Raw genomic sequence first — 24,080 nt, 5'->3', positions numbered from 1 at the left:
TGATGGAAGTATAGTGACTCCCTTTGACGCTCTCCCCGCCACAGCGTCAAAATTGACAGAAAAATCAACAAAGCAGTATCCCCACAACAAGCCCGCACGGCAGAGGCAATAGCCCTACCAAGGGCATGCCATCACCGGCTGCTGGTGCGGCCCAATCTTGCCTGGTCGGAGATATTGTTCGGTTCTGCCATGCTGGCTGTATAGTTTTTGGTTAACCATTCCGGTAAAATCCGCGCCCTTAAAGAAGAGCCACCTAAGAGTGATTGAGCGATGTCCAACACAAAACAGGCCCCCAAAGTAGGATTCGTCTCCTTGGGTTGCCCCAAAAACCTGGTCGATTCAGAACGCATCCTGACCCAGCTGCGTACCGAAGGGTACGATGTGGTGCCCAGCTATGACGATGCCGAGCTGGTCGTCGTCAACACCTGCGGCTTTATCGACAGCGCGGTGCAAGAGTCGCTGGAAGCGATCGGCGAAGCGCTGGCCGAGAACGGCAAGGTGATCGTCACCGGCTGCCTTGGCGCCAAAGAGAACCAGATCCGCGAGATCCACCCAAAGGTGCTCGAGATCACCGGCCCCCACGCCTATGAAGAGGTGCTGGGTCACGTCCACAAATATGTGGAGAAGCCGCAGCACAACCCCTTCACCAGTCTGGTACCGGCCCACGGCGTCAAGCTGACCCCGCGTCACTACGCCTATCTGAAGATTTCAGAAGGGTGCAACCACCGCTGCACCTTCTGCATCATCCCCTCCATGCGCGGGGATCTGGTGAGCCGCCCCATCGGCGACGTACTGGCAGAAGCCAAGCGTCTGAAAGAGGCGGGCGTGAAGGAGCTGCTGGTGATCTCCCAGGACACCTCCGCTTACGGTGTCGATGTCAAACACCGCACCGGTTTCTACGACGGCATGCCGGTCAAGACCAGCATGGTTGCCCTGTGCGAAGAGCTGGCCAAGCTCGACATCTGGGTGCGTCTGCACTACGTCTACCCCTACCCGCACGTGGATGACGTCATCCCGCTGATGCGCGATGGCAAGGTACTGCCCTACCTCGATATTCCGCTGCAGCACGCCAGCCCGCGCATCCTCAAACTGATGAAGCGCCCGGGTACCGTCGAGCGCACCCTGGAGCGGATCCAGAAGTGGCGCGAGATCTGCCCGCAGATCACCCTGCGCTCCACCTTTATCGTCGGCTTCCCGGGCGAGACCGAGGAAGATTTCCAGATGCTGCTGGACTTTATCGACAAGGCAGAGCTGGATCGCGTCGGCTGCTTCAAATACAGCCCGGTCGAAGGGGCACTGGCCAACGAGCTGCCGGATCCGGTACCGGAAGAGGTTCAGGAAGAGCGCTTCCAGCGCTTTATGGAGCTGCAACAGCAGGTCTCCATCCGCAAGCTGGCCCGCAAAGTGGGTCAGGAGATGACCGTTATCATCGACGAAGTGGACGAAGAGGGCGCCACTGGCCGCTCCTTTGCCGATGCGCCGGAGATCGACGGTCTGGTCTACCTCAACGGTGAAACCGGCCTCAAGCCGGGGGACATGGTCAAAGTGCGGATCGACGAATCCGACGAATATGACCTGTGGGCCAGCCTGATCAGCTAATTGAGGCCTTACCAGCCAAATGAAAAAAGCGCCTGCAGGCGCTTTTTTATTGCTTGAATGACGCAGGCAAAACCGCTGGCCTAGCTCAAATCATGGAGCGCCTTGCCAAGAGGCGGCGTGAGGCGCAAGTCAGAGAAGCGCACCGCCAGCCCCTGCCGCTCCGGCGTGCAGCACATCACCCCGATAAAGCAGCGTTCGCTTGGCGGGATCGGGGCGAGGCGCAGCAGCGGCCATACCTTGCCATCGGTGGAGTATTGCAAACGCAGGCAATCGGCCAGCCGGGTCAGCCGCAGCCAGAAGCGACGCGGATTGCCGGTGAAGATGCCGGTGGCCCAGTCAGATCGCGGATTGGTCAGCACGCTGCCGATCATCGGCTGGGCATCGTTGTACTCGATGCCCGCTTTCAGCCAGTGCTCGTTGTCTTGCAACAGCATCAGCCCCGCCTGATCGTAGAGGGTGGTGAACTCCCCCTCGACGCAGACCTGAAAGGTAAACTCCCCCGCCACCTCGCAGCCATAAAGATGGCCACTGTGGCGCTCGAAGCCATACCAGGTGCTGCGCCAAAAATCGGTCTGCTGGTCTGTCACCACCTGCAAACCGTCGTCTGTCCTGTGCCACTGGGCCGGTTCATTGAGCCAGCGCCACTGCGTCCCTTCCATCATCCTGCTCTGCTCCCTTATCGCGCGTAATCCCGCATAAATGCAGCTCGCCAACGCCTCGTCCGGTCACGGCAGGTCATGGCTGCGCCTCTGCGGAACCCATAAAAGGAGTCAATAGTGTCGCTATTGCCGCCCCGATACAAGGTTTGTGCGTTGCGCCATCAGTGCGCCAAAAAAGCGCGGGGGGCCTGATGGCCCCCCGCAAACACACCGGATGAGAAAATGCCTTACTTGGCGGCGCTATCCTTCACGCACTTCTGGACAAAGCTGTTCTTGGCCGCGCCAGCCAGCTTCTTGTCGGCCGCCGCCTTCTCGCACTTGGCCGCCGGATCCACCGCCGCGCCCGTCTTCACGCACTTCTGGATAAAGCTGTTCTTGGCCGCTCCGGCCAGCTTCTTGTCGGCGGCCGCCTTCTCGCACTCGCCGCTCGCAGCGCCAGCGGCATCTTTCACACACTTGCCGACAAAGCTGGTTTTGGCGGCGCCGTTAAGCTTTTTGGCCGCGGCCTGCGCCTCGCACTGCAACTGGGCCGCGTCGTTGGCAAAGACCGGATTGGCCAGCAGCACGCTGCCGCAGAGCAGGCCGAACAGGATGGTACGCTTCATGGGAGATCTCCTCTCTATCTGGTGATGTGTTTGCATGGTCATATTTGCATGACGATGTGTTGCAAATGGCTGTGATGGCAACAGCTGATTGTTGCAGCAGATCCCCCGCCTCGCCAGCTTGGGAGAGGGAGCACAGGGCAACCATCGCCCGCACTATAGCGCCGATTGGCAGAGCGGGATTGCCCCCAGCCAACCCTTCCTCAGCGGCAAGCCTGCCCCCTACTTTCCCGCCAACCCCAATAGAATCAAGGGTCATGGGAATCCTGTCTCCGGCCACACCCTTTTATTGAGCCAGCGCAAAAAATCAGTCATTACTGACACTTACGTCATTTTTTGACTGGTGTGGCCAGATTCGATTGGCTTAACATAGCCATCCGGTGCCTATTCATCAGTGATGGGTTGCTACCCTCGCTGGTTAATGGAGCATATTGGAAGCTGTAATCCACGGGCGGTAGCGTGGGTTTTGCACAGTGATTTATGCATTGCGTAGGTTGGCGCTGAGCGCAGCGAAGCCCAACACGCGTGCCCTCGGTCAGTTGGTGCCCATTCGGTGCAATCGAACAGACTGGATATTTCCGGAAAGGAGAACCATGCGCTATCGCCGAGCAACAACCAGTGGGGCATGTTGGTTCTTCACCGTCAACCTGGCTGACCGAAAACAGGGTCTGCTGGTACGTCATATCGACCTGCTGCGTGAAGTGATCCGCAACGTCAAACAACAACACCCCTTCGAGATCATTGCCATGGTGGTGATGCCGGATCATCTCCATGCCATCTGGCAACTACCACCGGATGACAGTGACTATCCCATGCGCTGGTCTCTGATCAAGGCAGGCTTTTCACGAAATCTCGCCAAAACAGAGCGGATACGGGAGAGTCGAGTCAGAAAACGGGAACGCGGTATCTGGCAACGCCGTTATTGGGAGCATCTGATCCGGGATGACAAGGATCTGCAAGCCCATGTCGATTACATCCATTTCAATCCGGTCAAACATGGTTATTGTGCCAAACCTGTCGATTGGCCTTACTCCTCCATTCATCGCCATATCGCCGCAGGATGGATAGGGTCAGATTGGGCCATTAATAGTGACTCGGGTCGGGAATAATCGGCTCGGAATGTGTTGTAGGTTGGCGCTGAGCGCAGCGAAGCCCAACAAACGTGATATCTGACTCCCCAAAAAGATAAATTTTGACCATATAAAATCGATAACAAAATTAAAATTTCGCTTTCACGGTAAACGTTGGGCTTCACTTCGTTCAGCGCCAACCTACGAGGATTAACCAAACGTATGCGATACAATATTTAGTCCACATTCGTAGCTGTGCAATTCGCTTTAAAATAGATTTCAAAATAACATAAACCTGCATTATTCATCTCCCCAATAAGTGGGGCAAGCTTAAAAGCATTATTAACTTAAAAGGTTGAACTGTGAACATCAAAGAATTTATGAGTAGCTTTCATAATCACCCCGTATTATTTGTAGGTACTGGTGTTAGCCTTAGATACCTAAGAAATTCATATACGTGGGATGCTCTGCTACTCAAAATTGCCACCGAGCTAACTGGTAATGATGAAAAATATTATGATATAAAGTCAGGATGTATAGTCGATGGTGTGTACAAGTATGAATTAGTTGCCTCGAAATTAGAGGACCTATTTAATAGGTCTTTAATTGAAGACCGAGATGGGAAATTCAAAAATGTGAATGATTGCTTTTTTGAGGAAATGAGAAAAGGAAATAGCTTAAGTAGATTCAAGATCTATATATCAATGCTTTTGTCCGAAATGAACCTTCGTGATGACCTACAAGACGAGCTGACTGCTTTAAAAAGAGCTAGGAAAAACATCGGTTCTGTGATAACAACTAATTATGATGAGCTAATACAAAATATTTTTGAGTTTAATCCATTACTTGGGAATGACATTCTTCTTAGTAACCCATATGGCTCAGTATATAAAATTCATGGTTGCGTGTCAGATCCATCAAAAATAATAATCACAGAAGATGATTACTCAAACTTTAAAGCTAAGTATGATTTAATTAGAGCTCAGTTACTATCGTTATTTATTCATAACCCAATAATATTCCTTGGATACAATGTTGGTGATGAAAACATAAAAGATATTTTGAAAACAATATTTACATATGTTGAACCAAACTCAGATATTGCAGAAAGAATAAGAAGTAATTTTCTACTGGTTGAGTATGATGCTGGTTCAGATAATACAGAAATTACGGAGCATGATATCGACTTACAAGGGTTTGCCACAATAAGAATCAACAAAATAAAAACAGATAATTTCACCGCAATATATGAAGCATTATCTGAGCTATCATTGCCTGTTTCAGCTATGGATATCAGAAAGGTTCAATCTGTCGTTAAGGACATTTACTCAGGAGGGCAGATAAAAGTTAACTTTACTGAAGATATGGACACACTCAATAACAGTGACAAAATAGTTGTTATAGGTTCCGTAAAAACTATTCAATACACATTCCATAGTACATCTGAAATGATGTCTAATTATTTTAAAATAATCGATGAATCTAACGCCCAGTTACTTAAACTCATAAACAAGCAACGTATAGCAAGCAACCAGTACTTCCCGATTTATGGATTTAGTCGAATATGCACAGAGATAACAGAAGAAGACAGATTAAAATTACAGCAAAAAACTAAAATTGAAGCATTAATCTCCGAAATGAACGATCGCTGTAAAAATGCTCACCACGAAATCAGAGATATCATTGAAGATGCAAATATATCTCACACTTATAAAGGAAATGCTATTTGTTGGGCAGTGTGGCATAACCAATTACCACTAGATAGTGTAGAGCAATATTTAAAAGGTTATGCAGAAAAGAATTCTACAGAATACAAAAAACTGTTATGTGTTTATGACTACAAGCACTATCAATAAACATCTTAAAACTCCAAAAATACACAAAAATTAAGTGAGGGAGGTATACACCTCCCTCACTTACTATGTCTGTACAGCACTTTGAGTTAGAACTTAAATTCTTTTAACGGGTTCACATTACTTTTTACTGACATTTCATTATTTAACCCACCAAAAACGCCCTTAACCGGGCAAACTCCGCGGGCAAATTAACGGAGAGCAGCGGCAGCTCGGCGTGTTTGGCCAGCGGGCCGGGTAGCGGTACATCGAGATTGAGGATCTCGTCCACCGACTCTTTAAACTTGGCGGGATGAGCAGTGCAAAGGAACACCCCCACCTCATCCTCGGCCAGCTGTTCGCCCAGCAGATCCCAGGCAATGGCCCCGTGGGGTTCGCACAGATAATCCAGCTGGTGCAGCCGTTTCAGGGCGGCGCGAGTCTGGGCGTCGTCACGCATACCTGACCCCAGGGTCTCCAACGCCCAGCCTTTGCGACGGCAGAGCTCTTCTACTCGTGGCCAGTTGTTGGGGCGGCTGACATCCATGGCATTCGACAGGGTGGCCACTGTCTGGTGCGGCTCCCACTGACCGGTTTTCAGGTAGCGCGGCACGGTGTCGTTGGCGTTGGTGGCGGCGATAAAGCGCTTCACCGGCAGCCCCAGCGCCTTGGCGATGAGGCCCGCAGTGAGGTTGCCAAAGTTGCCGGATGGCACGCTGATCACCGCCTTGGCGCGGGAGGCTTTGGGCAGCTGGGCCACCGCTTCAAAGTAGTAGCAAACCTGCGCCAGCAGGCGGCTGATATTGATGGAGTTGGCGGAGTTGAGGCCAATGGCCTTTTTCAGCGCCTCGTCGTCAAAGGCCTGTTTTACCAGCGCCTGACAGGCATCGAAGTCGCCATCGATGGCGATGGTGCGGATATTGCCGCCGAGGGTGCAGAAGAGCTTCTCCTGCAAGGGGCTTATCTTGCCCTTGGGATAGAGGATCACCACCTCGATCCCCTCCAGCCCGAAGAAGGCGTGGGCCACGGCGGCACCGGTGTCGCCGGAGGTGGCGGTGAGGATAGTAATCTTGTCGTTGGTGCGAAACGCCGCGAGGCACTGGGCCATAAAGCGGCCGCCGAAATCCTTGAATGCCAGGGTCGGGCCGTGGAACAGCTCAAGGGCATAGGTGCCGTCTTTGAGTTTCACCAGCGGCGCCGGGAAGGTGAAGGCGGCATTGATTAGCTCGCTGACCTTGGCGGCGGGCACTTCGTCCCCCAGCAGGTGGCTCAGGATGCGGGCTGAGCGTTCGGCCAGCGGCAAGTCCAGCAGGGCATCCACATCGGCGAGCGGTTCGAGTTGTTCGGGGAAGAAGAGCCCCTGTTCGCGACCCAAGCCCTGACGCACCGCCTGCGCGAAGCTCACCTGTTCGCTGTTGTCCTTGATGTTGTAGAGATTCATAGCTCGCTTCCTGTTACCCGTGCCCCGGCCATGTCCAGTTTGCAGACCCGGGCAAATCCATCTTCGTTCTGCACGAAATGTGCTTCCATCCAATCCTTCATCCGCTCGGCCTGCGCCAGATCCTTCATCACCACAAACACGGTGGGACCGGAGCCAGAGATGCCGGTGGCCAGCGCCCCGTTCTGGGCCGCCTGCGCCCGCACCTCGGCAAAGCCTTCGATCAGCGCCGCGCGGTAGGGCTCGGCAATCACATCTTTCAGTACGCTCGCCGCCAGCCCCTCCTGCCCGGTGTAGCTGGCGTGGACAAAGGCAGCCAGACGACGGCCATAGGTGAGGCAATCCTGACGGCGATATTGAGCAGGCAGAATGGCGCGGGCGGCGGCGGTGGAGACCACTGTGCCCGGGTAGCAGACCACCCAGTACCACTGATCGAACACCGGAATACCCTGACTGATAACGCCGTGCTCTTCCAGCACCAGCTGCATGCCGCCCAGATAACAGGGCGCCACGTTGTCGTAGTGAACGGAGCCGGAGATCTTGCCTTCCATCTCCCCCATCAGCAGCAGCATGTCGTGCTCATCGAGCGGCGCGCCGTGAAAGGCGTTGAGCCCCTCAAGGGCCGCCACCACGCTGCAGGCGCTGGAACCCAGACCCGAGCCCACCGGCAGGTTCTTCTCCAGCACCATTTCGAGCGGCTTGAGTTTAAGGCCGCGCTTCTCCAGCGCCTCGCCATAGGCGACCCAGCAGTCATGGAGAATATTCTTTTTCGGATCGTCCGGCAGCTTGTGGGCGTAGCGGCCCACAGAGGACAGCGCAAAAGGCACGTCAGCCGCTTTTACCTGCACCCGATCGCCGAGCAGAGAGCCATCGACGGGGGCGAGCGCCGCCCCCAGTACATCGAATCCCACGCTCAGGTTGGCGCTGGAGGCGGGGGCGTAGGCGACGACGCTGCCGCCTTCAGTCATATAAGAGGGGTACATGTCTGAACTCATGCTTACAACTCCTGCTTCCAGTTCTGGGTGCGCAGCACGTCGGCAAAGACGCCCGCCGCGGTCACTTCGGTACCGGCGCCATAGCCGCGCAGCACCAGCGGGATCGGCTGGTAGTAGGTGGAGAAGAAGGCGAGCGCGTTCTCCCCGTCTTTGACCTTGAACAGCGGCTCGTCGCCACCGACCGCCTTGATGGCGACCTTGCACTTGCCACCTTCGATGGAGCCCACATAGCGCAGTACCTTGCCTTCACGCTGCGCTGCCGCGAACTGGTCGCGGAACCAGCCGTCCGCTTCGGGCAGACGGGCCATAAAGGCTTCTACATCGCCGCTCACATCAAAGCCGAGTGGCAGCGCCTGCTCTACCTCGACATCGGAGAGCTCCAGCGCCATGCCAGCCTCACGAGCCAGAATGAGCAGCTTGCGCGCCACATCCATGCCGTTGAGATCGTCGCGGGGATCCGGCTCGGTAAAGCCGTTGCTACGGGCGATTTGGGTTGCCTCGGAGAAGGCCATCCCTTCATCCAGCTTGCCGAAGATAAAGGAGAGGGAACCGGAGAGAATGCCATCGAAGGCACGCAGCTTGTCACCGGCCTTGATGAGGTTCTGCAGGTTCTCGATAACCGGCAGGCCAGCGCCGACGTTGGTTTCATACAGGAACTTGCGGCGAGTCTGGCGGGCAGTGCGGCGCAGCGCCTTGTAGTAATCAAGCGAACCGGTGTTGGCCTTCTTGTTCGGGGTGACCACATGGAAACCGGCGGCGAGGAAGTCGGCATACTGGACGGCTACTGCCTCGGAGGAGGTGCAGTCGACGATCACCGGGTTGATGATGTGGCTATCTTCCACCAGCTTTTTCACCCCTTCCAGCGAGAAGCTGTCACGGGCTTCCACCAGCTGTTCGCGCCAGTTGGCGAGGTTCAGGCCATCCTTGTTGACCGCCATCTGGCGACTGTTGGCGATGCCGACCACCCGCAGGCCAGTGCCCTGCTCGGCCAGTACCGGTTGCTGGCGGGCGATCTGATCCACCAACGCGGCACCGACGCCGCCGACCCCGACCACAAAGAGATCGATAAACTGCTGGCTGCCAAAGAAGTTCTGGTGGCACGCCTTGATGGCTTCCGCCACCTTGCGATCCCGCACCACCGCCGAGATGGAGCGCTCGCTCGACCCCTGCGCAATGGCGACGATATTGATTGAGGCTTGCGCCAGCGAGGTAAAGAAGCGGGCTGCCATCCCCTTGCTGGTGCGCATGCCGTCACCGATGAGGGAGATGATCGCCAGATCGCTGATGATATCCAGCGGCTCCAGCAGCTGGTTTTTGAATTCGAGCTCGAACTCGCGCTCCAGCACCTTGCGGGTCTTCTCACTGTCGTAGCTGTGGATACAGAAGCTGACGCTGTACTCGGAGGATGACTGGGTGATCAGCACGATACTGACCCCGGCGCGGGAGACGGCGGAGAAGATGCGACCGGCCATGCCGACCATCCCCTTCATGCCGGGACCGGAGACGTTGAACATGCACATGCCGGACAAGTCGGAGATGGCCTTCACTTTCAGGTCATCGTCACCGCTCTCGGGGCCGATCAGGGTGCCCGGCCCTTGCGGGTTGAAGCTGTTCTTGATGAGGCAGGGAATATGGAACTGGGCCACCGGCGCGATGGTTTTCGGGTGCAGCACCTTGGCGCCGAAGTAGGAGAGCTCCATCGCCTCCTTGTAGGAGAGGGTTTTCAGCAGGTAGGCATCCGGCACCAGACGGGGGTCGCAGCTGTAGCAGCCTTCGACGTCAGTCCAGATCTCGCAGCACTCGGCATCGACACATGCCGCCAGCACGGCGGCCGAGTAGTCGGAGCCGTTGCGACCCAGCAGCACGGTCTCGCCCTTGTCGCTGCCACCGGTAAAGCCCGGCATCAGGTAGAGGCAATCGCTACGCAGCCCCTTGGCGGCAAAGCGCAGGCGGGAGGCTTCGATATCGACGTGGGCTTCCAGATAGCCGCCGTCGGTGACCAGCAACTCTTCCGGCACGATCAGCTCCAGATCCAGACCGCGCACCCGCAGCAGTTCGTGCATAAAGGCGATGGAGAGGTTCTCGCCACGGCTCAGAATGCGCGCCTGCACGTTGTCCGGGCAGAGGCCCAGCAGACGGATGCCCTGCATCAGCCGCTCCACCTGATCCAGCTCGGCGGTGAGACGGGCCAGCAGCGCCTTGTCATCGAGCGCCGGATAGGCCGCCTTCAACCCGGCCAGCAGGCGGGAGAAGATGCCGTTGACTTCAAACAGGGTGGAACTGGCATCCATGCCGCGACTGGTCTGTTCCACCAGCGCCACCAGATGATTGGTCACCTTGGCAGGTGCAGAGAGCACCAGGGCTACCTGAGATTGGCCGTGGGTGTTGACCGCGATATCGGCCACCCGTAAAAAACGTTCTGCATCGGCCAGTGAAGACCCGCCAAATTTCAACACTCTCATCGCTTTCTCTCCCTGTAAATCTATGAAATTCAATCTAAAAACCAATCCAACAAAAAGGCCCGTACTGGGTGGGTACGGGCCTTTTCTGATTTCTGTGCTTGTTCGTCAGCGCATCAACCGGCCCCAGTGCCACCTGTGGTGGTACCGGTAATAATGGTGGTGGTGATGACGTTGGTGAATAACTGCATGACGAACACTCGTTGACGAAGCTGGCTTTTAGCAATACCGCGGCGGGCGCCGGGCTGTCAACTTAAACCTCTTCGCTACTCACGCCCAAATCGGCGCGCAAGGTCTTTGCAGAGCAGGTGGAGCATGTTCAAATCCCGCTGCGGCAGCATGGGCACCCGGTCCATCACCCATTGATGCAGTTTTTCATCCTGCGAAACTCCGAGTTCACCCAGCAATTCTGCTGTTTTGCTTTTGAGCACCCGAACCTGCCCGGCGTTATCAAAATTTTCTGCTACCGCAGCGACACCGTCGGCGTTCAGCTCATCCATCAGCTGACTCATCTCGTAGGCGTAGAGCATGATCGCCTGCCCCAGATTAAGGGAGGGGTAGCTCACCTTGAGGGGCAAATAGCTGATGAGGTCGACCTCGGCCAGCTGCTCGTTGGAGAGCCCCGACTCCTCGCAGCCAAAGACGATGGCGACCTTGTTGAGTGAAGGCTTGCTGCGGATCTGCTCGCGGATCTCCCCCGGGGTGAGGTAGTGCTGGTAGCGACCGCGCTCACGGGCGGTGGTGGCGATCACCAGATCCATGTCCGCCAGCGCCTCGGGCAGGGTATCGAACGCCTCGGCCTGAGTCAGGATCTCCTGGGCGCCGTGGGCCACCCAGCTCGCCTCCTCCTCTTCGTGTACCCGGCTCGCGACCAGTCGCATGGCATCGAATCCCATGGTTTTCATGGCGCGGGCAGCAGCCCCCACATTCGCAGGACGGGCAGGTGCCACCAGGACAAAATAGAGCTTCATCGGGTTTCCTCACAGGCCGGACGGCCTCTCAAACAGACAGCAAACAGTCGCTAAACCATCAGCAAAACAGTGGCGCAATCTACCGTTTATCCCCGAAAATTGCCACTTGAACAGACGTTTGAATGTTGCGATAGTGGCCTGACGTGTGAACAAATTACACCCAATCCTTCGCGCTATCGGCCCGACAGATCACAAGGAAGAGAGAGATGCAGCAGCCATTGGAACAGGCCGTCGCCGAGACTATCTTGCAACGGTTCGAGTCGTTTTACAGCCGGTTTCTCGAGATAACCCAGGGCAGCAAGAGCCGCTTCGAGAACAGTGACTGGCTGGGGGTGCAGCTCGCCGGGCGCGAGCGAATTCGCCTCTATGACCACCATGTGGGGGCCACCGCCAGCTCCATCCGCCAGATGATGGGGGAGCACCACGCCACTCAGGAGCTGCTCAAGCGGGTCAAAAGCGCCTTCAGCGATCTGCTGCCCCGTTGTGACAACTTCGAGGTGGCGGAGTCCTTCTTCAACTCCGTCTATCGCCGGATCTTCCGCCATCGCAATATCCGCGACGAGAACCTCTATATCCACCCCTTTGTCAGCCGTGGCGAAAAACCCGATCTCAGCGCCCTGCTGCGCATCTATCGCACCGATCTCGCCCACCTGCCGCAGACCCTGAGCCAGCTTTTGGGGGATTACAGCTTCACCCTCCCCTACGAGGACAAGCAGCGAGATATTGTCGACATCCACCGCCATCTTGCGGAGAACGGCCCGCAAATCCTCCATGACGAGCCGTTTGCCATCGAGCTGCTCAAAGAGGTGTTCTACCGCAACAAGGGGGCCTATCTGGTGGGGCTGATCCGGGCCCGGGATCAGGTGTTCCCCTTTATCCTGCCCCTGCTCAGCACCGGCCACAGCATCTATGTGGACACGGTGATCTTCGAGCCGGATCTCGCCTCCATCGTCTTTGGCTTTGCCCGCGCCTACTTTATGGTCTATGCCCGCGAACCGGCGCTGTTTGTCGCCTTCCTGCGTCAAATCATGCCCCACAAGCCCGATTACGAGATCTACAACGCCATCGGCTGCCAGAAGCACGGCAAGACCGAGCTCTATCGCCACTACCGCCACCATCTGGCACAGAGTCGGGATCAGTTCATCATCGCCCCCGGCATCAAGGGGATGGTGATGAGCGTGTTTACCCTCCCCTCCTACGATGTGGTGTTCAAGGTGATAAAAGACGAGTTCACTCCCCCCAAGGATGTGAGCCACGAGCAGGTGAAAGCGAAATACCGGCTGGTAAAACAGCACGATAGGGTTGGCCGGATGGCCGATACCCAGGAGTTCACCAACTTCGAGTTTCCGCAGGATCGCATCTCGCCCGAGCTCCTTGCCGAACTCAAGACGGTGGCACCTTCTGCGCTCACCATCAGCGACGACAAGCTGGTGATCAAGCACCTCTACACCGAGCGCAAGATGATCCCCCTCAACCTCTATCTGGACAAGGCGGACGAACAGCAGACCCGCCTCGCGCTGGAGGAGTACGGCAACGCCATCAAGCAGCTGGCGGCGGCCAACATCTTCCCGGGGGACATGCTGTTCAAGAACTTCGGCGTCACCCGCCACGGCCGGGTGGTCTTCTACGACTACGACGAGATCTGCTACATGACGGAGTGCAACTTCCGCCAGATCCCGCCGCCCCGCTACCCCGAGGATGAGTGGAGCGCCGAGCCCTGGTACTCGGTGGCTCCCAACGACATCTTCCCCGAGGAGTTCGCCACCTTCCTGCTGCAAAAGCCGCAGGTGCGGGAGATCATGCTGCAACTGCACAAGGAGATGTTCGACGCCAACTACTGGAAGATGCTGCAGAGCAACATCAAGGTGGGGCTGTTTGACGATGTCTATCCCTACCGGCGCAAGAAACGCTTCAAGTACCAGCGCGGCGGCTGATCCCGCAGAGCCCGCACAAAGAGTCCGCGCACATCACAGCAACGAAAACGGGGTGGCCCAAGCCACCCCGTTTTGCACTCCGCTTTGCGCCTTAACTGCCGCGACGGCGGATCACCCCCTCCTGCATGGTGCTCGCCACCAGCACCCCGTCGCGGGTGAAGAACTGACCGCGCACCAAACCGCGGCCGCTGCTGGCGCTCGGGCTGTCTACCACGTAGAGCAGCCAGTCGTCGAAGCGAAAATCCCGGTGGAACCACATGGAGTGATCGATGGTGGCCACCTGCATATCCGGCTCCCAGTACGACACCCCGTGGGGCTGCAGCGAGGTGAGCAGGAAGTTGAAGTCGGAGGCGTAGGCCAGCAGGTATTTATGCACCCGCAGATCGTCCGGCATCTGACCGTTGGCCTTGAACCAGACGTGACGCACCGGATCCTGCACCGTCGGCCGAATAGGGTCGACCAGGGTCACCGGGCGCATCTCGATGGGCTGCTCGCAGAGGATCTTGTCCCGCAGGGAAGCCGGGATCAGGTTCTCGTAGGGGCGCACCAGCTCCAGCTCACTCTTGAGCTCCTCCGGCGGGGTGATGCCGGTGGGCATCTGCGCCTGATGCTCGAAACCGTCGGCCGGCACCTGAAACGAGGCGTTGAGATAGAAGATGGGCTTGCCGCCCTGAATCGCCTTGACCCGACGGGTGGAGACGGTCTGGCCGTCACGGATATTCTCCACGTCATAGACGATGGGACGGGTCACATCCCCCGGACGCAGGAAGTAGGAGTGAAAACTGTGAACCTGACGGCCAGTCTCGACCGTCTGCTTGGCGGCAGACAAGGCCTGCCCCATTACCTGTCCGCCAAACACGGCCCGCAGACCGAGATCCTGGCTCTGGCCCCGAAACAGTCCCTCCTCGATTTTTTCCAGCGCCAGCAACGCCAGCAGCTCATCAAGTACCTTGCTCATCGTTCACTCCTCTATCAGAGCCGCACAGGCTAACAAGCTCACCGGAGCAGAGCAACCGCAGCGGCGAGTCTGCGGGCAAGCAGACGACAGAAATGCCCCTCAACGTCTCACCAACCCCCCTTTTACCAGCCAGGGGGGTTGATACAAAAAGGCCCGCACCTGTTGGTGCGGGCCTTTGCTTGGCCGACTGCGCGCTCTTTGACGGCACACAGTTCGCAACGGGTTGTCGGCTTACTTGCTGCCGGTACCGGAGTTGCGGGTAGAGGCTTGCGGCTTGCGACGGGCGGTGGTGGCGCGAGCGCGCGGCTCTTTGCCCTGCATCTCTTTGTGACGCTGCACGGCGCGACGGATCTGGGCGGCCTGCTTGTGGCGGCTGGTTTTGCCATCTTGCTGCAGATCGACCTTGGATTCGGTCTCCGGCGGCAGGTTGACCAGACCGCGCAGGTAGTTCACTTCCGGCAGTTTCAGCTCTTGCCAGCCGCCGCGCGGGATACCGCGGTCCAGCTTGACGTCGCCGTAGCGGATCCGCATCAGGCGGCTCACCTGCACTTCCTGGGATTCCCACAGGCGGCGCACTTCACGGTTGCGACCTTCGGTCAGGGTGACGTTGAACCACTGGTTCAGACCCTCACCGCCAGCCGGTTTGATCTTGTTGAACTTGGCGGTGCCATCTTCCAGCTGCACGCCCTTGCGCAGACGCTGCAGCATGGCTTCGGTGATTTCGCCAAAGACACGTACCGCGTATTCCCGCTCCACTTCGTGGCTCGGGTGCATCAGACGGTTGGCCAGCTCACCGTCGGTGGTGAACAGCAACAGACCGGAAGTATTGACGTCGAGGCGGCCGACCGCGATCCAGCGGGCACCTTCCATCTTGGGCAGACGATCAAACACGGTGGGACGACCTTCCGGATCGTGACGGGTACACATCTCCCCTTCCGGCTTGTGGTAAGCCAGTACGCGGCAGATCACTTCCTCTGCGGCACGGGTCTTGACCTGGTGACCATCCACCCGGATCACGGCGTTCACTTCGACGCGATCCCCCAGTGTGGCGACCTTGCCATCCACACTGACCCGACCTGCGGTGATCAGGGCCTCCATCTCACGACGGGAGCCGTGACCCGCGCGGGCCAACACTTTTTGCAGTTTTTCACTCATCGGGGTTACCTGATTGTTGATCGCTGCCCACAGGTAATAGGGGCAACGGGGTTAACTGTAACAAACGCCGGTTGGAGCGTTCGCCGCAGTTGAAAAATGTATATCTCGGTGACATCGGCACGCTTGGGCGCCATTCACCGGGTATCGTTCTCCCCGTCCACCGCAGAGGGCAACAGGGGTTGCAGCTCCGGATCCAGCTCGGGGAGCTGCTCCAGACTCTGCAGATTAAAGTAATCCAGAAACTCTCTGGTAGTGGCGAGCAGTTCGGGGCGACCGGCCACCTCTTTGTGGCCGATGCTGCGCACCCAGCCACGCTCTTTCAGGGTATTCACTATCTGGCTCGACACCGCCACCCCGCGGATCGCTTCGATCTCGGCCCGGGTGATGGGTTGGCGATAAGCGATCAGGGTCAACGTCTCCATCACGGCGCGGGAATAACGCGGCGCCCGCTCGCTCCAGAGCCGCGAGAGCTCTTCGGCATACTCCTGACGCGCCTGAAAGCGCCAGCCGGAGGCGACCTCTTTGAGTTCGACGCCTCGCGAGCTGTAATCTTGCCTGATCTCGGCCAACAGCAGCTGAACATAGCGACTGGTCACCGGATAATCGGCCAGCACGCTGCTTTTCAGTTCGCTGACATTGAGCGGGCGACCGGCCACAAACAGCGCAGCTTCGATCAGGGTCTTGAGTCGTTCAGTGGGCAGCGCCACGGTTGCCCTCCTCGCTCTGCTCGGCCAATGCGAAATGGATTGGGCCAAGGGGTTCTGCCTGCAGGATCCAGATCAGTTGCTCCTTGCACAGCTCCAGCAGGGCCAGAAACGTCACCAGTACCCCCATGCGCCCCTCTTCGGCGCGCAGCACCTGCTCAAGGCGCAGGGTCTGCCCCAACGTGAGCATGGCAAGGATCTCCGCCATGCGCACCCGGGTCGGGATCTGTTCGCGGCGGATCTGGTGATGTTCGAAATGAGTCGCGCGTTTTACCACACTTTGCATGTAAAGGGCGAGCTCAACCAGCGAAACATCGGGCGCCAGTGGCTTGAGGGCGCCAAAATCGGGGGGCAAGGCAGCGGCGATATAAATCTCCCGCTCCACCCGTGGCAGCTCATTGACCCTCTCCGCCCCTACCTTGTAACGCTCGTACTCCTGCAGGCGGCGAATAAGGGTCACCCGAGGGTCTTCCCCCTCATCTTCATCCTCCAGCTCCGGCGCCTTGGGCAGCAGCAGGCGGGATTTTATCTCCGCGAGCCAGGCCGCCATCAGCAGATATTCGGCCGCCAGCTCAAGGTTGAGCCCCTGCATCAGCTCCACGTACTCCATGTACTGGGCGGTGATCTGCAGGATCGGCAGGTTGAGGATATCGAGCTGCTGGCGCCGGATCAGATAGAGCAGCAGATCGAGCGGCCCCTCGAAGGTATCGAGGAACACCTCCAGCGCATCGGGCGGGATGAACAGATCCTGGGGCAGCTCGTGATAGGGCTGCCCCAGGACTTTCGCGATGGGTAGTGCGGCGCCAGTCCCCGTCTCGGCAGCGGGGACTGTCACCGGTTCAGCGACATCACTCAAACGGGGTTGGATCTCCGGCGCCGCGACGACGCAATACCGGCTCGTCGTCAGAGAAATCGACCACGGTGGTGGGCTGCTCGCCCAGATAGCCGCCGTTGACCACCAGATCGATCTGCTTGCCCAGCTTGTCGAAGATCTCTTCCGGGTCGAACTCGGCCATCTCGGAGTCCGGCAGGATCAATGTGGTGGAGAGCAGCGGCTCGCCGAGGGCTTCCAGCAGTGCCTGGGCAATCTTGTTGTCCGGTACCCGGATGCCGATGCTCTTCTTCTTCTCGTTCATCAGACGGCGCGGCACCTCTTTGGTCGCCTTGAAGATGAAGGTGTAGGCGCCCGGGGTGTTGTTCTTGATCAGGCGAAACGCGCTGTTGTCAACCTTGGCGTAGGTGGAGATCTCGGAGAGATCGCGGCACACCAGGGTGAAGTCGTGGTTGGCGTCGAGGCGACGGATGCGGCAGATGCGCTCCAGCGCCCCTTTGTCACCCATCTGGCAACCCAGCGCATAACCGGAGTCGGTCGGATAGACGATGACGCCGCCGTTCTGGATGATCTGTACCGCCTGACCGATCAGACGGGCCTGGGGATTTTCCGGATGTACGTAAAAATGCTGACTCATAGCTTGTTCTCGCAATGGGGGCAGCAATACCTGCCCGCTCGTATGGTCACGGGTCAAAGACCCATGACACTACCTTAACCTGTTTGTGGCCGCTTCGCTGGCGCCGTTACCGACTCGCCAGCAGCTCGGCATGTTGCTCGGTGGTGAGCCCAAAGTGACCGGGATAGGCAAGCCAGACGGGCATCCCCTCTTTGGGCAGCCAGAGGTGGCGGCCCAGCTCGGTCCAGTTGGAGGGGAAGTGAAAATCCGATCCCACCGAGATATAGAGGTCGTGATCCTTGGCCCACTGGCCCAGATTGGCCCGCTCCTGCGGGCTCTGCTGGGGCAGCGAGACCTCCATGGCATCGCCACCGGCCGCCTTGAAGGCCACCAGCAGCCGCTTGATCCACTTGGCGGTGAGATCGTAACGGCTGGGGTGGGCCAGCACCGCCAGCCCACCGGCGGCGTGAATGGCGTTGATGGCTTCACTCATCTCGGGCCACTCGGCCGGGGCATACCCTTTATTGCCACGGCTCAGGTACTTTTTGAATACCTTCTGCATGTTGTCGGCTACCCCGCGTGCCACCAGCACCCGGGCAAAGTGGGCGCGGGTCACGGCGGCGTCACCGGCTAGCTGTTTGGCCTCTTCATAGGTGCCGGGGATGAGGCACTTCTCCAGACGACGCCCGATTTCCAGCGCGCGAGCTTCGCGGCGGGCCAGCTGACCGGCCAGAAAGTCGGTCAGCTGCGGATTTTTTTCATCCACCCCCAGCGCCACGATATGAATTTCGTGATGCTCCCAGCCGGTGGAGATCTCGACCCCGCTCACCAATCGCAGCGGCAGTTGCTCGGCTTCGATGGTGCGGCGCACCTCATCAAGCCCGGCGAGGGTGTCGTGGTCAGTAACTGCTAACACTTCGACCTGTTTTTCGGCAGCGCGGCGCACCAGTTCGGCTGGGCTCAGCACCCCGTCGGAGGCAGTGGTATGGCAGTGAAGATCGAATCTCATCAGGTTATTCCGCTCTCGTGGTCAGGTCACCATTCATGGCAAATCGGTGAAAGAAGGCTAAAAAGCGACTTGACTTGGCCGCGGCTTTATCGTTTTCTGTAGGCACTTCATTGCAAACATCTTTTTACAGGACTTTATCATGCAAACGACTTCCATCCTGACCATCTGGTGGTGGCACACTCCCTGACATGCGGGCGTGTGGTCGTTGCTGTACCTGTAATCTGACAGCAAATTAAGAACCCAAAGAAAAAGCCCGCTGACCCCAGCGGGCTTTTTTATTATCCGGCAAATGGACCTGTGATGAAACCGAGAATTCAGACAAGCAAGCTGACCTGGCGATGGCGCCCCTGAACCAGCCACCCCGGACCAATTAAATTTTCAAGGAATTCAACGTCATGAACATCGGTAACACGCATCACACGCAAGGGAACGCACTATGACAGCCACACATCGCCTTCCTCTGGGTGAATTCGATACCCTCAAGCTCAACGCCCCCTATGTGGCCGACCCTCTGGCGCTCTATACCCGCCTCTGTCAGGGCCGCCCCAACAACCTGCTGCTGGAATCGGTGGAGATCGACTCCAAGGCAGGCAAACAGAGCCTGCTGCTGGTCGATGCCTGCCTGCGCATCGAGTGCCGTGGCCGCACCGTGCGGGTTCGCAGCCTGAACGACAACGGCGCCCAGTTGCAAAGCCTGCTGGCCGAACGGCTGCCCGTGGTGGTGGCCCGCTCGCTGGTAGATGGCGAATTGCAGCTCGACTTCCCGGCCTCCGATCGGGAGCTGGACGAAGATTCCCGCCTCAAGGGGAGCAGCGTGCTGGACGTGCTGCGCACCCTGCAGCGAGAGCTCGATTGCCAGTTGGGTAAAGAGGCACTGTTTATGGCGGGCAGCTTCGCCTATGACCTCATCGCCTCATTTGAAGATCTGCCCGAAGTACCGGAGGGGAGCAACAGCTGCCCCGACTACTGCTTCTATGTGGCCGAAACCCTGATCACCATCGACCATATCGAACGCACTACTCAACTGCTGGCCTGCATCTTTGGCGGCGATAGCGACGAAAGCCAGGTGGAAGACAGATACACCCGCCTGACCGAACGGCTCACCGACTTCAAACAGATTTGCCAGCAACCTCTAAGCGCCGAGCTGACCACCCAGCCCTTGACCGGTGGCATGAGCGTGGACAAGAGCGACAAACAGTTTTGCGCCGAGGTGGAGAAGCTCAAGGGCTTTATCCGCCGTGGCGACATCTTCCAGGTGGTGCCATCCCGCTGCTTCTCCCTGCCCTGCCCGAACCCCCTGGCCGCCTATCGCCGCCTCAAGCAGACCAATCCCAGCCCCTACATGTTCTACGTACAGGATGAGGGCTTCACCCTGTTTGGCGCCTCGCCGGAGAGCGCGGTGAAATTCTGCGCCGCCAGCCGCGACGTGGAGATGTACCCCATCGCCGGTACCCGCCGCCGCGGCTTCAACCCGGATGGCAGCATCAACCGGGATCTGGATGGCCGCATCGAGCTGGAGCTGCGTCAGGACGAGAAAGAGGTGGCCGAGCACCTGATGCTGGTGGATCTGGGCCGCAACGACATCGCCCGCATCTCGGAGCCCGGCACCCGCTACGTCAAGGAGCTGCTAAAAGTGGATCGCTACAGCCACGTGATGCATCTGGTCTCCAAGGTGGTTGGCACCTTGCGTTCGGACCTTGACGCCCTGCACGCCTATCAGGCCTGCATGAACATGGGCACTCTCACCGGCGCCCCCAAGATCCGCGCCAGCGAGCTTATTCGCATGGTGGAAGGCAAGCGCCGCGGCAGCTACGGCGGCGCGGTCGGCTACATCAACGGCGCCGGCGAGATGGATACCTGCATCGTCATCCGCTCCGCCTTTGTCAAAGATGGCGTGGCCCACATACAGGCCGGTGCCGGGGTGGTCTATGACTCCAAACCCCAAGCCGAAGCGGACGAAACCCGCGCCAAGGCGGCCGCCGTGCTGGCCGCCATCGCTGCCAGCCATGGCACCTCCCTGCAAGCCCTGAGCGCCCAGCAGGAGCAACATAAGGACGTGAGCCAATGAGTACCGGATCAACAGCCACTAACATTTTCCTGCTCGATAACTTCGACTCCTTTACCTACAACCTGGTGGATCAGTTCCGCTCCCTCGGTTATCCGGTGCGGATCTACCGCAACAGCCTGCCGGCCAGCCGCATCATGAGCGAGATCGCCGCCTGTGAAGGGGATGCCGTACTGGTGCTCTCGCCGGGCCCGGGCGCCCCCCACGAGGCGGGCTGCCTCATCGACCTAATCAAGCTGGCCCGCGGTCAGGTGCCCATCCTCGGCATCTGCCTCGGCCATCAGGCCCTGTGCGAAGCCTACGGCGGCACCGTCGGCGCGGCAGGCGAAATCGTCCACGGCAAGCGTTCTCTGATTGAGCACAACGGCCACGGCGCCTTCGCCGGTCTGCCGAGCCCGCTGCCGGTGGCCCGCTACCACTCGCTGGTCGCCACCTATGTACCGGAAGAGCTGACGGTGATTGCCCACTATCAGGGGATGCCCATGGCCATCGAGCAGCAGGATGAGCGGGTTCTGGGCTTCCAGTTCCACCCGGAATCCATCATGACCTCGGAAGGGGCCCGTCTGCTGACTCAGGCGCTCGCCCATATCACCCGTCCAGAAAGCAGTGTGCGGTAAGGAGACCAACATGCATCAACATCTCAACACCCTCTATCAGGGTCAGTCTCTGAGCCGTGAAAGTACCCGTGACGCCTTCGGCCAGGTGGTACGTGGCGAAGTGGATCCCATCGTGCTCGCAAGCCTGCTGACCGCCCTCAAGATCAAGGGGGAGACCCCGGAGGAGATCGCCGGCGCCGCCGAGGCCCTCTTGGCAGAAGCGCGCGACTTCCCGCGTCCGGACTATGAGTTTTGCGACATCGTCGGCACCGGTGGCGATGGCCTCAACACCATCAACGTCTCCACCACCTCGGCGCTGGTCGCCGCCACCTGCGGCCTGAAAGTGGCCAAGCACGGCAACCGCTCGGTCTCGAGCAAGTCGGGTTCGAGCGATCTGCTCGATAAAATGGGCATCAAGCTCGACATGAGCCCGGCGCAGGCGCGCCGCTGTCTGGACGAGCTTGGCATCTGCTTTTTGTTCGCCCCCCAGTACCACGCCGGGGTGCGCCACGCCATGCCGGTGCGCCAAGCCCTCAAGACCCGCACCCTGTTCAATGTGCTGGGGCCGCTTATCAACCCCGCTCGCCCCACCTATCAGCTGATGGGGGTCTATGCCCCCGAGCTGGTGCGCCCCATCGCAGAAACCCTGCTGGCACTGGGGCTGAAAACCGGTATGGTGGTTCACGGCGCCGGGCTCGACGAGATTGCCATCCACGGCCCGACCCAGGTGGCCCAGATCCGTGACGGCGAGATCCGCGAGTTTCTGATCACCCCGGCTGACTTTGGCCTCGAGACCTATCCGGTCAGCGCCATTCAGGGTGGTGAGCCTGAAGAGAACCGCGCCATCACCGCCGGCATTCTGGAAGGACGTGGCACCCCGGCCCACAACGCCGCCATCGCCGCCAACGTGGCGCCGCTGCTGCTGATGGCGGGCAAGGCGACAGACCTCAAGAGCGCGGCGGCCCAGGTGCTGGCGGTGCTGGCGAGCGGCAAGGCTGCGGATCTGGCCGCTCGGCTGGCTACTCTGAGCCATCAGGAAGCGGGCCATCAGGAGGCATGATGTCAGCCACCATGTCGCACAGCAGTCATTCAGAACGCCCGCAGGGCAAGAGCCAGTTTCGCAAGGATAACGAGATGTCAGACCTTATTGCCCCCCATGCTTTTCTGAACATGGCCTCCATCAGCCAGACCATTCTCGGCAAGATCGTGGCGGCCAAGCAGGAGTGGGTTGCCGCCCGCAAGCTGGCCCAGCCGCTGGAGAGCTTCCAGAGCGCGCTGACCCCCAGCGATCGGGATTTCGTCGGGGCGCTCAAGGCGGGCTCCACCCGCTTTATTCTGGAGTGCAAGAAGGCCTCTCCCTCCAAGGGCTTGATCCGCGACGATTTCAGCCCGGAGGCCATCGCCGACATCTATGGCAAATACGCCACCGCCATCTCGGTGCTGACCGACGAGAAGTTCTTTCAGGGGGATTTTGCCTTTTTGCCGCGGGTGCGCAGCCGCGTATCGCAGCCGGTGCTCTGCAAAGATTTCATGATTGACCCCTATCAGGTCTATCTGGCCCGCCATTATGAGGCGGACGCCATCCTCTTGATGCTCTCGGTGCTCACCGACGAGGGCTATCGCGCCCTGTTCGCGGTGGCCAAGGAGCTGGGTCTTGGCGTACTCACAGAGGTGAGCAACGAGGAGGAGCTGACCCGCGCCATCGCGCTGGGGGCGCCGGTGATTGGCATCAACAACCGGGATCTGCGCGACTTGAGCGTCGATCTCGCCCGCACCAAACAGCTGGCTAAAGATATTCCGAGCGATCGGGTGGTGATCAGCGAGTCCGGCATCAATCACCGCGCTCAGGTGGCGGATCTGCGCCACCATGCCAAGGGCTTTCTGGTGGGCTCGTCATTGATGGCCGAGTCGGATTTGGAGGCGGCTGTGCGCAAGCTGGTGCTGGGTCAGAACAAGGTGTGCGGTCTCACCCGCGCCGAGGATGCCGCCGCTGCCCATCAGGCGGGTGCGGTATTCGGGGGGCTTATCTTTGTGGCGAAAAGCCCACGCTATGTAGACATCCCCGCCGCCCGCGCCGTGATGGCGGGTGCGCCGCTCGCCTATGTGGGGGTATTTCGCAACGCCCAGCCCGCCACCATCGCCAAGACGGTGGATGCGCTGGGGCTAGCCGCAGTCCAGCTGCACGGCGATGAAGATGCCGCCTATATCGAAGAACTGCGCGCGCTGCTGCCAACTGGCTGCCAGATCTGGAAAGCCATAGGCATCGCTCTTGGCAAGGAAAGCGGCGAGCCGCTACCCGACCTCGACTACCCGGCCGATCGCCTACTTCTCGATACCAAAGTAGGCAGCCAGAGCGGTGGCACCGGTCAGGCGTTCGACTGGGCCATGCTGGCCACGCTCGACAAGAGCAAACTGATGCTGGCGGGGGGCCTTAACCCCGACAACGCCCTGCAGGCGGCGCAAGTGGGCTGCCTCGGCCTTGATTTCAACTCCGGGGTGGAGAGTGCCCCGGGCCAGAAGGATACGCACAAGATTGCAGCCGCCTTCGGCGCACTGCGCAACCTGTAACGCAACCCTTTTTGATGT

Annotated in this window: 20 protein-coding genes; 8 read left to right on the top strand and 12 right to left on the bottom strand. The window is 58.8% G+C overall.

Annotated elements, in window-relative coordinates:
- The first annotated feature begins 270 nt into the window (after positions 1–270).
- Positions 271–1,599, top strand: coding sequence for a 30S ribosomal protein S12 methylthiotransferase RimO (rimO, locus tag I6L47_RS20715; protein ID WP_005338111.1), 1,329 nt, complete (start codon positions 271–273; stop codon positions 1,597–1,599).
- An 80-nt stretch (positions 1,600–1,679) separates the two neighbouring features.
- Here the strand turns inward: rimO and I6L47_RS20710 are convergent, their stop codons facing one another.
- Positions 1,680–2,261 carry a DUF1349 domain-containing protein gene (locus I6L47_RS20710; protein WP_216948247.1) on the bottom strand — a complete coding sequence of 194 codons (582 nt, stop codon included), beginning with the start codon at positions 2,259–2,261 and terminating at the stop codon, positions 1,680–1,682.
- Between the two features lie 224 nt (positions 2,262–2,485).
- On the bottom strand, positions 2,486–2,863 hold the full coding sequence (locus I6L47_RS20705) for a hypothetical protein (protein ID WP_005350251.1): 378 nt from the start codon (positions 2,861–2,863) through the stop codon (positions 2,486–2,488).
- Positions 2,864–3,453: 590 nt separating this feature from the next.
- On the opposite strand from I6L47_RS20705, the gene I6L47_RS20700 reads away from it, so the two are divergent.
- The gene (locus I6L47_RS20700) at positions 3,454–3,969 is read left to right on the top strand and encodes a transposase (protein WP_216948246.1); all 516 of its coding nucleotides are present in this window, start codon (positions 3,454–3,456) and stop codon (positions 3,967–3,969) included.
- A 323-nt stretch (positions 3,970–4,292) separates the two neighbouring features.
- Positions 4,293–5,786 (top strand): SIR2 family protein, encoded by a 1,494-nt coding sequence (locus I6L47_RS20695; RefSeq protein WP_216948245.1) that lies wholly within the window; start codon positions 4,293–4,295, stop codon positions 5,784–5,786.
- A 142-nt stretch (positions 5,787–5,928) separates the two neighbouring features.
- On the opposite strand, the gene thrC is transcribed toward I6L47_RS20695, so the two are convergent.
- From thrC to I6L47_RS20675, 4 genes are all read right to left on the bottom strand, one after another.
- Positions 5,929–7,203: a threonine synthase gene (thrC, locus tag I6L47_RS20690; protein ID WP_216948244.1), complete on the bottom strand. Its 1,275-nt coding sequence runs from the start codon at positions 7,201–7,203 to the stop codon at positions 5,929–5,931.
- Positions 7,200–8,195 carry a homoserine kinase gene (gene thrB / locus I6L47_RS20685; protein WP_216948243.1) on the bottom strand — a complete coding sequence of 332 codons (996 nt, stop codon included), beginning with the start codon at positions 8,193–8,195 and terminating at the stop codon, positions 7,200–7,202. Before thrB ends, thrC begins: the two co-directional genes overlap by 4 nt.
- A 2-nt stretch (positions 8,196–8,197) precedes the next feature.
- A complete protein-coding gene (gene thrA / locus I6L47_RS20680; protein WP_216948242.1) occupies positions 8,198–10,657 on the bottom strand; it encodes a bifunctional aspartate kinase/homoserine dehydrogenase I in 2,460 nt (819 codons plus the stop codon).
- A gap of 263 nt (positions 10,658–10,920) precedes the next feature.
- Positions 10,921–11,625, bottom strand: coding sequence for a tRNA/rRNA methyltransferase (locus I6L47_RS20675; protein WP_216948241.1), 705 nt, complete (start codon positions 11,623–11,625; stop codon positions 10,921–10,923).
- Between the two features lie 206 nt (positions 11,626–11,831).
- Between I6L47_RS20675 and aceK the strand changes: the two genes are divergently transcribed.
- On the top strand, positions 11,832–13,559 hold the full coding sequence (gene aceK / locus I6L47_RS20670) for a bifunctional isocitrate dehydrogenase kinase/phosphatase (protein WP_216948240.1): 1,728 nt from the start codon (positions 11,832–11,834) through the stop codon (positions 13,557–13,559).
- Positions 13,560–13,650: 91 nt separating this feature from the next.
- Here aceK and tesB read toward each other — a convergent pair whose 3' ends face one another.
- The 6 genes from tesB to I6L47_RS20640 all read right to left on the bottom strand — a co-directional run bounded on the left by tesB (position 13,651) and on the right by I6L47_RS20640 (position 18,833).
- Complete coding sequence (gene tesB / locus I6L47_RS20665; RefSeq protein WP_005338122.1) at positions 13,651–14,517, bottom strand: acyl-CoA thioesterase II; 867 nt, start codon at positions 14,515–14,517, stop codon at positions 13,651–13,653.
- Positions 14,518–14,748: 231 nt separating this feature from the next.
- Complete coding sequence (gene rluB, locus I6L47_RS20660; protein ID WP_005347347.1) at positions 14,749–15,672, bottom strand: 23S rRNA pseudouridine(2605) synthase RluB; 924 nt, start codon at positions 15,670–15,672, stop codon at positions 14,749–14,751.
- Positions 15,673–15,806: 134 nt separating this feature from the next.
- Positions 15,807–16,379 carry an SMC-Scp complex subunit ScpB gene (scpB, locus tag I6L47_RS20655; protein WP_216948239.1) on the bottom strand — a complete coding sequence of 191 codons (573 nt, stop codon included), beginning with the start codon at positions 16,377–16,379 and terminating at the stop codon, positions 15,807–15,809.
- Positions 16,363–17,232: a ScpA family protein gene (locus tag I6L47_RS20650; protein ID WP_213386846.1), complete on the bottom strand. Its 870-nt coding sequence runs from the start codon at positions 17,230–17,232 to the stop codon at positions 16,363–16,365. The genes scpB and I6L47_RS20650 overlap by 17 nt, the downstream gene beginning before the upstream one ends.
- Positions 17,225–17,845, bottom strand: coding sequence for an L-threonylcarbamoyladenylate synthase (locus I6L47_RS20645; RefSeq protein WP_005338129.1), 621 nt, complete (start codon positions 17,843–17,845; stop codon positions 17,225–17,227). The genes I6L47_RS20650 and I6L47_RS20645 overlap by 8 nt, the downstream gene beginning before the upstream one ends.
- A 106-nt stretch (positions 17,846–17,951) precedes the next feature.
- Positions 17,952–18,833 carry a PHP domain-containing protein gene (locus tag I6L47_RS20640; protein ID WP_216948238.1) on the bottom strand — a complete coding sequence of 294 codons (882 nt, stop codon included), beginning with the start codon at positions 18,831–18,833 and terminating at the stop codon, positions 17,952–17,954.
- 436 nt (positions 18,834–19,269) lie between these two features.
- On the opposite strand from I6L47_RS20640, the gene I6L47_RS20635 reads away from it, so the two are divergent.
- Genes I6L47_RS20635 through trpCF form a run of 4 tightly spaced genes read left to right on the top strand, consistent with a single transcriptional unit; the run spans position 19,270 to position 24,062 of the window.
- Positions 19,270–20,901 (top strand): anthranilate synthase component 1, encoded by a 1,632-nt coding sequence (locus I6L47_RS20635; RefSeq protein WP_216948237.1) that lies wholly within the window; start codon positions 19,270–19,272, stop codon positions 20,899–20,901.
- A complete protein-coding gene (locus tag I6L47_RS20630) occupies positions 20,898–21,515 on the top strand; it encodes an aminodeoxychorismate/anthranilate synthase component II (RefSeq protein ID WP_013723977.1) in 618 nt (205 codons plus the stop codon). The genes I6L47_RS20635 and I6L47_RS20630 overlap by 4 nt, the downstream gene beginning before the upstream one ends.
- A 10-nt stretch (positions 21,516–21,525) precedes the next feature.
- On the top strand, positions 21,526–22,554 hold the full coding sequence (gene trpD, locus I6L47_RS20625; RefSeq protein ID WP_216948236.1) for an anthranilate phosphoribosyltransferase: 1,029 nt from the start codon (positions 21,526–21,528) through the stop codon (positions 22,552–22,554).
- Positions 22,554–24,062, top strand: a complete 1,509-nt coding sequence (gene trpCF / locus I6L47_RS20620; RefSeq protein ID WP_216949394.1) for a bifunctional indole-3-glycerol-phosphate synthase TrpC/phosphoribosylanthranilate isomerase TrpF — start codon at positions 22,554–22,556, stop codon at positions 24,060–24,062. The genes trpD and trpCF overlap by 1 nt, the downstream gene beginning before the upstream one ends.
- Positions 24,063–24,080: the final 18 nt, after the last annotated feature.

Origin of the sequence: Aeromonas sp. FDAARGOS 1417, assembly GCF_019046985.1 — a bacterium.
GTDB lineage: Bacteria > Pseudomonadota > Gammaproteobacteria > Enterobacterales > Aeromonadaceae > Aeromonas > Aeromonas veronii.
This window is presented reverse-complemented; position numbering and strand designations above follow the sequence as displayed.